Annotated in this window: 14 protein-coding genes and 1 tRNA gene; 9 read left to right on the top strand and 6 right to left on the bottom strand. The window is 46.2% G+C overall.

Going from position 1 to position 11,286, the window contains the following annotated elements; translation table 11 throughout:
- Window positions 1-202: 202 nt before the first annotated feature.
- The 4 genes from H0Z19_RS10210 to H0Z19_RS10195 all read right to left on the bottom strand — a co-directional run bounded on the left by H0Z19_RS10210 (window position 203) and on the right by H0Z19_RS10195 (window position 4,444).
- Window positions 203-577 carry a cyclophilin-like fold protein gene (locus H0Z19_RS10210; RefSeq protein ID WP_290726320.1) on the bottom strand — a complete coding sequence of 125 codons (375 nt, stop codon included), beginning with the start codon at window positions 575-577 and terminating at the stop codon, window positions 203-205.
- The gene (gene purB / locus H0Z19_RS10205) at window positions 574-1,908 is read right to left on the bottom strand and encodes an adenylosuccinate lyase (RefSeq protein ID WP_290726319.1); all 1,335 of its coding nucleotides are present in this window, start codon (window positions 1,906-1,908) and stop codon (window positions 574-576) included. The genes H0Z19_RS10210 and purB overlap by 4 nt, the downstream gene beginning before the upstream one ends.
- A gap of 67 nt (window positions 1,909-1,975) precedes the next feature.
- Window positions 1,976-3,220 carry an acetyl-CoA C-acetyltransferase gene (locus H0Z19_RS10200; RefSeq protein WP_290726317.1) on the bottom strand — a complete coding sequence of 415 codons (1,245 nt, stop codon included), beginning with the start codon at window positions 3,218-3,220 and terminating at the stop codon, window positions 1,976-1,978.
- 30 nt (window positions 3,221-3,250) lie between these two features.
- The gene (locus tag H0Z19_RS10195) at window positions 3,251-4,444 is read right to left on the bottom strand and encodes an acyl-CoA dehydrogenase family protein (RefSeq protein WP_290726316.1); all 1,194 of its coding nucleotides are present in this window, start codon (window positions 4,442-4,444) and stop codon (window positions 3,251-3,253) included.
- Window positions 4,445-4,604: 160 nt separating this feature from the next.
- Here H0Z19_RS10195 and H0Z19_RS10190 point away from each other — a divergent pair, with 160 nt between their 5' ends.
- The 8 genes from H0Z19_RS10190 (at window position 4,605) to H0Z19_RS10155 (ending at window position 9,138) form a co-directional block, all read left to right on the top strand.
- Entirely contained in the window at window positions 4,605-6,677 is a 2,073-nt protein-coding gene (locus H0Z19_RS10190; RefSeq protein WP_290726314.1) for a DEAD/DEAH box helicase, read from the top strand.
- A gap of 15 nt (window positions 6,678-6,692) precedes the next feature.
- Window positions 6,693-6,766 (top strand) — tRNA-Lys (locus tag H0Z19_RS10185).
- A gap of 189 nt (window positions 6,767-6,955) precedes the next feature.
- Entirely contained in the window at window positions 6,956-7,054 is a 99-nt protein-coding gene (locus H0Z19_RS10180) for a hypothetical protein (RefSeq protein WP_290726313.1), read from the top strand.
- The gene (locus H0Z19_RS10175; protein WP_290726312.1) at window positions 7,027-7,392 is read left to right on the top strand and encodes a type II toxin-antitoxin system VapC family toxin; all 366 of its coding nucleotides are present in this window, start codon (window positions 7,027-7,029) and stop codon (window positions 7,390-7,392) included. Before H0Z19_RS10180 ends, H0Z19_RS10175 begins: the two co-directional genes overlap by 28 nt.
- A 112-nt stretch (window positions 7,393-7,504) precedes the next feature.
- Entirely contained in the window at window positions 7,505-7,798 is a 294-nt protein-coding gene (locus H0Z19_RS10170; protein WP_290726311.1) for a 50S ribosomal protein L21e, read from the top strand.
- A gap of 1 nt (window position 7,799) precedes the next feature.
- On the top strand, window positions 7,800-8,150 hold the full coding sequence (locus H0Z19_RS10165) for an RNA polymerase Rpb4 (protein ID WP_290726309.1): 351 nt from the start codon (window positions 7,800-7,802) through the stop codon (window positions 8,148-8,150).
- A gap of 48 nt (window positions 8,151-8,198) precedes the next feature.
- The gene (locus tag H0Z19_RS10160; protein ID WP_290726307.1) at window positions 8,199-8,786 is read left to right on the top strand and encodes a DUF655 domain-containing protein; all 588 of its coding nucleotides are present in this window, start codon (window positions 8,199-8,201) and stop codon (window positions 8,784-8,786) included.
- 34 nt (window positions 8,787-8,820) lie between these two features.
- Window positions 8,821-9,138 (top strand): PRC-barrel domain-containing protein, encoded by a 318-nt coding sequence (locus tag H0Z19_RS10155; protein WP_290726305.1) that lies wholly within the window; start codon window positions 8,821-8,823, stop codon window positions 9,136-9,138.
- Here the strand turns inward: H0Z19_RS10155 and H0Z19_RS10150 are convergent.
- Window positions 9,095-9,934 (bottom strand): DMT family transporter, encoded by an 840-nt coding sequence (locus H0Z19_RS10150; RefSeq protein ID WP_290726303.1) that lies wholly within the window; start codon window positions 9,932-9,934, stop codon window positions 9,095-9,097. The genes H0Z19_RS10155 and H0Z19_RS10150 overlap by 44 nt on opposite strands.
- A gap of 221 nt (window positions 9,935-10,155) precedes the next feature.
- On the opposite strand from H0Z19_RS10150, the gene H0Z19_RS10145 reads away from it, so the two are divergent.
- Window positions 10,156-10,506: an SCP2 sterol-binding domain-containing protein gene (locus H0Z19_RS10145; protein WP_010879031.1), complete on the top strand. Its 351-nt coding sequence runs from the start codon at window positions 10,156-10,158 to the stop codon at window positions 10,504-10,506.
- Between the two features lie 60 nt (window positions 10,507-10,566).
- Here H0Z19_RS10145 and H0Z19_RS10140 read toward each other — a convergent pair.
- Window positions 10,567-11,286 (bottom strand): DUF169 domain-containing protein (locus tag H0Z19_RS10140; RefSeq protein ID WP_290726300.1); only part of this gene is annotated, 720 nt, incomplete at its 5' end.

The raw sequence follows: 11,286 nt of genomic DNA, 5'->3' as shown, positions 1-11,286 counted from the left end.
TCAAGTTTCACATAGAGGTTTGTTGAAGTGGGAAATAATTTCGGGAAAAGACAGTCAGTTTAACAAAGTCCAGGCCACTGAGCATCCAGTTTTGAGTTTGAAGATTTATCAGAGGGGAAATATGGTTACAATACTTGGTAAGAAAACTTTTTCAGTCCTAAAGACCTCTATGGAAAATTATTGGTTTAAAAAAATTCAAAATCTAAAGCTTCTCCACTATTACTTCCTCTCCGTCTGAAACACTTTTGAGGTCTTCCATATTTGAGACGATCTTGCCAATGACATTAACCGCACTCGCAGGCCTTATTTTGTCATCGCTTATGGGTGTTTTTCCGAAAAACAGGCATATAGCCTTCCCCGGAATCCAGTAAGCCACATCACCCAACTCGACTACTTCCTTGGAGTTTTCCTCCTTTGTAACCACAACGCTGGTGGTGAAGTATATTTCATCACCCCACCTGTTTGCTGTGGACTTTATCGGCAGAGCTTCAGCTATCGCTTTAACGGTTTCAGGTGCCCAGTCCTCGTAGAGCTCAACCTCGCAGACAGCACTTTCAAACTTTATTCTGAGCCTCATTTTATCACCTCATTCACACATTTTACAACCCTCTCGACCCTCTCCTTTGCAGTGCCGAGGTAGTTTTCCGGTTTCAGTATCTCTCTCAGCTCATCCTCTCTGAAGTATTTCATAATTCTCCCATCTTTCAAAAGCTCCTCAAGAAGGGATGAGTTGTGCTCATAGGCTCTCATAGCTGCCTGCCTTAAAATCTCATGTGCCTCCTGCCTGCTCACACCTCTCTTCGTCATTTCTATCATAACAGCCTCGCTCAGGTTAAGCCCTCTCTGCATCTCCAGATTTCTCCTGATATTCTCAAGGTTGAGGCTGGCACTCGAAACGACCTTTATCATCTTTGTCAGGATGTGGTCTGCAAGGACTGTTGCCTCGACAAGCGTTATTCTCTCCGCAGATGAGTTCGTCAGGTCTCTCTCCTCCCAGAGGATGGCAGACTGATGTTGTGGCTCCACAAAGCTTCTCACAACCCTCGCCAGCCCACATATGTTCTCGCAGTCTATCGGATTCCTCTTGTGCGGCATTGTAGAACTCCCTACCTGCTTGGCCTCAAATTTCTCCATTATCTCTCCAACTTCCGCTCTCTGAAGGAGTCTGAAGTTGAGAGCAATTTTTTCGAGCGTTGCTGCCAGGTTTGCGAGAAACTCGATGTACTCGCAGTAAGAGTCTCTCGGTATAATCTGACTTGAGATTATTGCAGGCTTGAGGTTCAGCAGCCTCATGACCTCCTCCTCGATCTCAAACCCGTCTTTTCCAAAGGCAGCCTGAGTTCCAACAGCACCGCTCATTTGTCCCACAAGCAGTCTTTCTTTAAGCTGCCGCAGTCTGATGTAGTGTCTCGTAACCTCAGCAGCCCACAGAGCAAATCTAAACCCATATGTTGTAGGCAAAGCCGCCTGTCCGTGCGTTCTTCCGAGGCAAACAACATCTTTATATTCAACGGCTTTTTCAGCAAGAATTCTCGCAAGCCGTTTGATTTTCACCTCCAGTATTTTAAGACTGTCCCTCAACTGTAATGCTGTAGCTGTGTCAATGATATCGTTGGAGGTTGCTCCGAAATGAACCCACTTGCAGCCTGTAGCTTCTGTTATCGCTTTGACAAGAGCCATTATATCGTGCTTTATTTCAGCCTCAATCTCCTTCACCCTCTCAGGGGTGACTTTGTAGGCTTTCATTTTAGCTTCTTTGGCCTCTTCTTCGCTGAGATAACCTTTTTTGGCGAGAGCGCGTAAGAGAGCCATTTCAACCCTTACCATCCTTTTTATCTTGCTTTCTTCACTCCATATTCTCTTCATCTCAGGAGTTCCGTAGCGATAATCGATGGGATGAACTATCATGAATCAGAGTTATAAAGGGGTGTTAAAAGCCTTTTCAGTTATTTGCTAAGAAAAGAAAAAAGAAAGGTTAGATGTACGGGTTCTCGATAATTGTTGCCCCTCCCTGTCCTCCTGCACCACACAGCGTGGCACAGCCGTACTTTGCCTCCTCAACGAGGAGGATTCTTGCAAGTGTTCCGAGAACTCTCCCACCGCTCGCTCCGAGCGGGTGGCCAATAGCTATAGCTCCTCCCTTTATGTTGACTCTATCTGGATCAAGGCCGAGTTTCTTTATTGTGTAGAGCGGAACGACCGAGAAAGCCTCGTTAATCTCCCAGTAATCGATGTCCTTAGCCTCAAGGCCCGCTTTTTCCAAAGCCTTTTTGCTTGCAGGGACAGGGCTTGCCCCCATGATGCTTGGGTCGATTGATGCCCAGCCCATTGAAACTATCTTGGCCATCGGCTCAAGGCCGTATTCCTTCATCTTCTTCTTGCTCATCAGCATTACTGCTGTCGCTCCCGCATTAAGCGGTGAAGAGTTGCCAGCGGTGATAACTCCACCGGGCTTGAAGGCTGGTGGTAGCTTTTCGACCTGCTCAAGAGTTGTGTCGGGTCTTATCGACTGGTCAACATCAATAACCTTTTTGCTCCCATCAGCCTGCTCTACTTCGATGGGCAGAATCTCTCCCTTCCACTTCATCGGATAGCCGTCTCCATTGAGGAACCAGCCCTCCTTAACGGCTTGTGCTGCAAGCTTGTGGCTCCTGACACCCCACTCGTCTAAGTCCCTCTTGGTCCATCCCATCTCGTCCTTTGCAACCTCAAAGAGCTTCTCTGCCGTCAATCCCATGCTCATAGCCGTCATGAGGTCGTACTTCTGAATGAGGTCTGCACGAGCCATGAGAGTAGGCGAGACTCCAATGTGTGGGTTCAGGTCCATCTGCATCGGGAGATGGGTCATGTGCTCGAGTCCACATGCAATTACAATGTCGGAGTAGCCAAGCATTATCTCCATCGTTCCATGGTGGACAGCGGTGGTGGAGGAGTTGCAAACTCTCTCAACACCGTGGGCGGGAACCTCTACTGGCAGTTCAGCAAGGAGAGGGACTACTTTACCACCGTAAAGCCAGTTCTCCTTCATCTGCATTGTGCAGCCGGTAATGACATCACCAATCTCCATTGGCTCGATGCCGGTTCTGTTAATCATCTCCTTGATCAGCATTGCTGCAACTGCTGGCATGTCAATTTTGTTGAAAACATCCTTTTCAGGTTGTTTCGGCCTGCTTCTTGAAAACGCAGACCTCAAATAATCAACAATATACACCTCTTCCATTCTACCACCTTTCCTTAAAAAATTAAAAAATTACTGTAAGGGATGCTTCCTAACAACTCCAAGCCTTGAGGGTATCTTTCCGAGCAGGGATCTCGCTATGACCTCCATCTCGATTTCCCTTGTACCCTCGTAGATTTCCAGGATTCTCACATCCCTGTACATCCTGCTGATGTGCTGCTCTCCCATAAAGCCATAACCTCCGTGGATCTGCAGTGCTTCATTAACGATGAACTGTGCAGCCTTGGCTGTGTAATATTTGGCCATTGCAGTTAAACCGGGGTCTGGCATGCCCATCTTGTCCTGGAAGTAAGCTGCCTGATAAGCGAGCAGTCTGGCAGCCTCAAGCTCGGTTCTCATCTTTGCCAGCTTCTCCTGAGTAACCTGGAAGTCCGCAAGCTTTCTCTCGAAGACCTCTCTGTTTCTGGCGTAGTGGTAGGCAAGCTCGAAAGCTCCCTGTGCCAGTCCGAGTGCCTGGAACGCTACAGGAATTCTCGTCACGTTGAAGAACATCATCGTCTGGTAGAATCCCTGCCCTTCCTGGCCGATGAGGTTCTCCTTCGGCACTCTCACGTTCTTGAACACAACCTCTGCTGTATCGCTCGCCCTGATACCGAGCTTGTTCGTCAGCTTGTTAGCCTGAACTCCCGGCATGTCTCTCTCAACCAGAAAGACGGACATGCCGTGATGCCTTTTCGGCGGGTTTGGATCTGTTCTCGCCAGAACAACATAGTAGTCCGCGATGCTGCCGTTGGTTATGAACATCTTTGTTCCGTTGATGATATATTCATCTCCATCCTTGTCAGCTCTGGTTTTTATGCCAGCTACATCACTTCCAGCTTGGGGCTCAGTATAGCATGCAGCGCAGATCTTCTCTCCCTTGGCGAGTGGTGGGAGGTACTTCTTCTTCTGCTCCTCGTTGCCGAAGGCGACGATCTGCTCCGAGCCGAAAGTTGTGGCAAGAATCATTCCGAGTCCGCCGTCAACCCTCCAGAACTCCTCTACGACGAGGCAGGAATCCAGAACACCCAGACCCTGCCCACCATACTGCTCCGGAATCGCCATTCCGATGAATCCGAGCTGTGCAGCTTTCTTCCAAAGCTCGAACGGGAACTTCTCCTCCCTGTCACACTCTTCAACGTAATTTGGAAATTCCTTTTCTGCAAATTCCCTCGCGGCCTCCTTTATGGCCTTCTGGTCTTCCGACAATATGAAATCCGCAAGCATTTTTTACCACCTCAGGCACTCTCTTTTTGTGATTATTTAAATTTTGCCAAGTTAAACAATTGAAAAAGGATTTAAATAGAACTCATTTGTAGTTATATATCATTGGAATTAATGCGAATAGGGGGACAATTTTTAATGTCTCTCCAAAGAACTTCTTAGAGTGAAGGTTGATGAGCTTGCCGAAAGCATTTCAAGCTACGCTGTAAACATTTTGAAGGAGGAAGGGATAGAGGAGCTTTTCCCACCACAGGCTGAGGCTGTGGAGAAGATCTTCCCCGGTAAAAACCTGCTCCTCGCAATGCCCACCGCAGCGGGAAAAACTCTTCTTGCTGAGATGGCAATGGTTAGGGAAGCCATTAAAGGGGGAAAGTGCCTTTACGTCGTTCCTTTAAGGGCTCTCGCAGGAGAAAAGTATGAGAGCTTCAAGAAGTGGGAAAAAATTGGCTTAAGAGTGGGCATATCAACCGGAGATTACGAGTCGAGGGACGAGCATCTTGGGGATTGTGATATAATTGTAACCACGAGTGAGAAGGCTGACTCGTTGATAAGAAACAGGGCAAGCTGGATTAGAGCAGTAACCTGCCTTGTTGTTGACGAAATTCACCTTCTCGATTCCGAGAAGAGGGGAGCAACTCTGGAAATTCTTGTAACCAAAATGAGGAGAATGAACAGAGGTTTGAGGATTATAGGGCTCTCAGCTACTGCTCCAAATATTGATGAAATTGCCGAGTGGCTTGATGCTGATTACTATGTGAGTGACTGGAGGCCTGTCCCACTCATCGAGGGCGTGCTTTGCGAGGGGAAGCTCGAACTTTTCGATAATGGTTTCAGGAATACCAGAAGGGCAAAGTTTGAGGAACTTGTTGAGGAGTGTGTTGCTGAAAACGGAGGAGTTCTTGTTTTCGAATCCACTAGGAGAGGTGCTGAGAGAACGGCTGTCAAGCTGTCGTCCATCACGGCAAAATATGTTGAGAACACCAGCATAGATAAGGCCATACTTGAAGAGAATGAGGGGGAAATGAGCAGGAGGCTGGCAGAGTGCGTCAGGAAAGGTGTGGCTTTCCACCACGCTGGCCTGCTGAACGGGCAGAGGAGGATTATTGAGGATGCCTTCAGGAGAGGGGAGTTAAAGGTCGTTGTCGCCACACCCACGCTCGCTGCTGGCGTAAACCTGCCTGCGAGAAGAGTGATAGTAAGAAGCCTTTACCGCTTTGACGGCTATTCAAAGAGAATAAAGGTTGCTGAATACAAGCAGATGGCGGGAAGGGCAGGAAGGCCGGGGATGGATGAGAAGGGGGAGGCCATTATCTGTGTTGGAAAGAAGGACAAAGAGGTTGCTATAAATCGATACATATTTGGCGAGCCGGAGAGGATAACGTCAAAACTCGGTGTTGAAACTCACCTGAGGTTTCACAGCCTCTCCATCATCTGTGACGGTTATGCAAAAACCTTTGAAGAGCTGGAAGACTTCTTCGCCGAGACGTTCTTCTTCAAGCAGAATGAAATATCCCTCAGCTACGAACTTGAAAGGGTTGTAAGGCAGCTTGAAAACTGGGGAATGATTGTCGAAGATGGCTCATTTGCTCCAACCAAGCTCGGCTCTCTGGTTTCAAGGTTATACATCGATCCCCTGACAGGGTTCATTTTCCACGACGTCCTCAGCAGGATGGAGCTCAGTGATGTGGGAGCTTTGCACCTCATCTGCAGAACTCCGGACATGGAAAGGCTTGCTGTAAGAAAGACCGATTCGTGGGTGGAAGAGGAAGCCTTCAGGCTGAGGAAGGAGTTCAGCTACTATCCGTCAGACTTCTCTGTTGAGTACGACTGGTTTTTGTCGGAAGTCAAAACTGCCCTTTGCCTCAAGGACTGGATTGAGGAAAAGAGCGAGGATGAGATTTGTGTGAAGTACGGTATTGCTCCCGGCGATTTGAGGAGAATAGTTGAGACCGCTGAGTGGCTGAGCAACGCGATGGACAGAATAGCGGATGAGGTTGGGAACAGCAGTGTCAAGGGTCTGACGGAAAGAATAAAGCACGGTGTTAAGGAAGAGTTGCTCGAACTGGTCAAAATAAAGAATATCGGGAGGGTTAGGGCAAGAAAGCTTTACAATGCAGGAATAAGAGCGGCTGAAGACATCGTGAAGAACAGGGAGAGGGTTGCATCCTTGATTGGAAAGGGCATAACTGAGAAGGTCGTTAAAGAAATTAGCGTTAAGTCTTTAAACCCGGAGTAGTAGTTCAGTCATACAGGGCCGGTAGCTTAGCCAGGCAGAGCGCGGGACTCTTAATCCCGCAGTCGGGGGTTCAAATCCCTCCCGGCCCGTGCTTGTTTTGGAAATTAAGATTATTGCTGGCTGGACTTGAGCTTTTATTGATTTTACGAGCTGATTGAGGAATTCTGAGATATTTTCGATGTTTTTTTAGCCCAATCATAAACTTCCGGTTTAAACCAAGGAGTTTTTCAGAAGTTATCAGAGATCTGATCAAGAAGGAAGGAAATTACGAACTTCTTTTGCTCGGATTCGGGACGAGAAATGAGAGGGAGGCAGAGGAGTTAAAAAAGGAAATCAAGGAGGCTGAGAAATGGATGCAATCCTTGATACAAGCGTAATCATAGACCTGTTCAAAGGAGACAGAGAACTACTTGAAAAGCTCCCAAAAGACCTTGTTTACGGGATTTCAGTCATATCCATCTTTGAACTGCACTGTGGAAGTCTGAAGGAGAGAGAAGAAGTATTCCTTGAAAAGATGCCCAAACTTGCTTATGACGAAGTTGCTGCAAAACTTGCAGTGAAGATATTCAAGTCCCTAAAGAAAAATGGCAAAGTTCCAAAGGTGAAGGACCTGCTTATAGCCTCGTCGGCCATCGCAAACGATTTGGCTGTTGTGACGAGGGATAGGGATTTTGAAATTTACAGGGCCTTCGGATTGAAAGTAGAAATCGTTTGAGCATTTACACCTGTAAATTCGCAGGTTTAACAATAGCATAATTTTCCTTCACATCCATAACCCGCAAAAAGCCTTAAATATACTTCAGGTGTCAGTGAAACGGGGATCAACAATGGGATGGAAATCACACGGTTTCAGGTTCAGATCAGGAAGAAAGTTAAGGAAAAAGGTCAGAGAGAGGGGAGTGAGAATCAAGAAGTTTCTGCAGACATTTGATGTCGGACAGAGAGTCCACATTGACATCGAACCGGCCTCGCAGAAGGGCATGCCACATCCGAGGTTCCAGGGGAGAACTGGAGTCGTCGTGGGACAGAGAGGCAGGGCTTACCTTGTGCAGGTGAGGGATGGGGGGAAGATGAAAACCCTGATTGTCAGGCCCGAGCACCTCAAACCACAGAGTGGTTGAAATGTTTAAGGAAGTTAGAGATTTTGAATACATCACTATTTCTGAAGCAAAGGAAATAATGGAGGAAATTGCCAAAAAAAGGCAGGAAGAGGCCGAGCTTTTGTTTGAAACGAGGAGGGCTTTAAAGCACCTCCGCCTTTTCTCCAAACTTCCGGCTGACAAGGCGAGAGAGCTCGTCGATGAGCTTCTCAAACTGCCTCAGGTTGGCAGTAAGGAGATAGCTGTAAAGCTTGTAGATATAATGCCACGCATTCCTGACGAAGTGAGGATTATCTACGCAAAAGAAAGAGTTACTCTAACACCTGAGCAGATTCAGGAAATTCTGGACGTCATCGACAAGTATCGTATTTAAGAAAAACATAAATAGTTATAGTGCTATTTTGAAAAAGGAGCTGATGCTATGGAGAAGCAAAGAGTAGAAAGGTCTGAAAGTAAAGACAAACTTGAGGATTATGCCTATGTACTTGATTTCATGCCATACGGTCATCCTGATGATAAAAGACCTATACACAGGAGAGAACCTCTTGCTCAGGTTGTTGGGGAGAAGTACTTCACATTACTTGAGGTCAGCATAAGGAAGGGGAAGCAACCGCTTGTTATGGACAGAGTGTATATCGGCAAAGGAGAAAGAGATGTTGTTTTCAAGATAAAGAGAAGGTTGAGGTATGAAGACTTAACTCCTGCCGCAAAGGCAGAACTTCCTTACGTCATCGAACACATCATAAAGCAGGATGAGAAGAAATATGTTGACTTCTTCAACAAGGCAGATTCGATAACCACCAGAATGCACCAGCTCGAACTCCTTCCTGGCGTTGGAAAGAAGATGATGTGGGCAATAATCGAAGAAAGGAAAAAGAAGCCTTTTGAAAGTTTTGAGGATATAGCCCAGAGGGTCAAAGGTATTCAGAAGCCAGAAAAGCTCATTGTCAGCAGAATTATACACGAAATCAAGAATCCGCAAACCAAGTACAAGCTCTTTACCGCTTGAAAAAATTAATATATTTTTTCGTTGTGCTATTCTCATGGGGATGATTGGGGAGATTACCACTTTCTTTGGAATGAGAGTCTTTACGGATGAAGGGAGATATGTTGGCAGGGTAGAGGATGTGATTCTCGACCAGAACACAAAATCTATCAGGGGGCTTGCAATCTCTGACTACAACAAGGCCTTGATAGACTCGCATGCGAAAGGCGTCATTATTCCTTACAGGGTCGTTAAGGCTGTTGGGGACATCATTATAATCAAAGACCTCTTCAAGAGAAAGTCGAGATCGTTTGAGTACGAATCGAGAGAACTCATGAAAGAGGAGGAAGAAGAAGGAGAAGAATGGCAAGAATAACCACGGAAATTCCGGCAAGCAGTCTGAGGCTTAATTTCTCCTTCAAAAATACTGCGCTGAAGATTGCCGCGAAAACTGGTGAGGAAGAAGAGGGCTGAACAACGTTCCACGAATTTGAGATTTTTATCGCTGTAATGAAAAGCATAATCCCTATAAATGAGAAAAAGCCCCCTATTACTCCTGAGAAAATTACTGATTCCCTGTTGAGAATTTCGTCCTTTTTTACTGTAAAAAGGAGGAGCACCAAGCAGAATAGCAGCCTCACGAAAGCCACAATCGAGACGGGAAGCCTGTCTGTGAGAAAGTCGAGAGTGAGGATTGCAAGAGCCCACGAAAAAGCTGCAAAGAGCGCATAAAAAATTCCTGATGTTTCCCCCTTCTTTCCTGATCCATAAATAATGTAAACTGCCAGAAATACAAGGATGGCAGAAATGAGAGTGTTTACGCTAAGTTTTTCGCCATAAACAACCGTAGAGAGCAAAACAACATAAACAGGATACGTTGAAGATGCAGGAAGTGCGATGCTAACCGGTGACCTTTTTAAAGATGCAAAGTAGCTCAGGTCCCCGATGTAAAAAGACAGTATTGCTGAAATGATGAGAATAAGGGCTGTTTGCATATCGAAGGTTGTTTCTGGCAGCTCCAATACGGTAAAAGGGAGAAAGTAAAGCGTGGCGAAAAGAGTTCGATGGAAATTCGCTGTAAAAACGCTAACGCTCCGCACGCCTTTTCTGTATGCTATCTCATTGAATGCCCAGCAAATGGCTGAGACCAGAGAGAGAATAACTCCGAGCACGAGTTTTGAATTTCAGTGTTGCTTAAAGTCTTTGCTTGATTTGTATAGTTAATTATCAATTATTTTCTTTTCTGCGAGAACTTAAATTTTTTTATTTCTACGTTCAAAACGCTAAAAAATGCATAGAATTCCTGCAAAAGAGTTGAAGAGCTTTTAGGGCAAAAATCAAAAGATTTATATATGAAAGACTCTCATGATGAGTTGCAAAAGAGGTGATGTAAATGAGTGAGGCAAAGGAATTGATTAAGAAGATGTGCGACCTCCAGAACAGTAACGAAGAGATACAGAAGGAAATGGCTGGCTGGAGTGGAGTCGTTCAGTACAAGCTCGATGGTGAAGAGTTCTACGTTGAGTACAAGTCTGATGGGACATGCGAATTTAAAGAGGGCGTTCACAGCTCCCCAACCTTCACGGTTGTTGCTCCTCCAGACTTCTGGCTTGCAGTTCTTAAGGGGCAGGAGGATCCGGTCAGCGGTTTCATGATGGGCAAATACAGAATCGAAGGAAACATAATGGAAGCTCAGAGACTCGCTGGTGTGATCAAGAAGTTCCAGGGCAAATTCGAACTCTAATTTTTTCTTTTTTGTTTTTTCTGGGAAAGCTTCTACAGTTTTTCGATGAATTCTGTGAATTCAATCCACATACTTAACGAGCTTTGTCCACGTCCCTATCTCTAAGAAGCTCCCCTCAACGTTCTCCTCCATCTCTTTGAACATTTTAAAGGGAACGGTGAAGGTCAGAACATCATCGCCGAGCTGCCTTCTGACATTCATCCTTGCATCCAAGTCGGTTAAACCGATAACAGCTCTTGGGGCATCCGATTCTGCCTCCCTGTAGGCAAAGATACCTATCTGATGACATCCCGCGCCCATAGGAATGAAAACGTTGTCTATCCTTTCTCTGGTATAGTTCGCCAGAATTACAAGGGCTGAGAGCTGATGCGGGTTTACGATGAAAACTACCACAACTGGCTCCTCTTTATCGCTTACCTTGCTTAGAGGTTTGAACAGAACGTATTCTGTCGGCACTTCTGTTATTGGTAGTTGCTCCACAAACTTCTTTACGAGTTCGGGAGATTTTATGTACCTCTCTCCGTGCAGTATCTTTTCAAATCTGTCCTTTCCAAGCTTTTCACGCATGCCTTCCAGAAGCTTCTTTCCATTCTCCCACTGCTCATAGCCGGTGGAGAGAAAGTAGCAGAACCCCTCAAAGCCTCCTAAAAACCACCTTTCGTAGAGATTTCCGAATCCCAGCCCAGTACCTCCGCCCTGGCAACCGAACGTCCTTCTGCTGAATGCCGCAACCTCACCCTTTGCAGCTCTTGCCAGCATCCACATCACACACCCCCACTG

Source organism: Archaeoglobus sp., assembly GCF_017656475.1.
In the GTDB taxonomy this organism is placed as follows: domain Archaea; phylum Halobacteriota; class Archaeoglobi; order Archaeoglobales; family Archaeoglobaceae; genus Archaeoglobus.
Note: the sequence above shows the minus strand (reverse complement) of the source record. Positions and strands in the feature narration are given on the sequence as shown.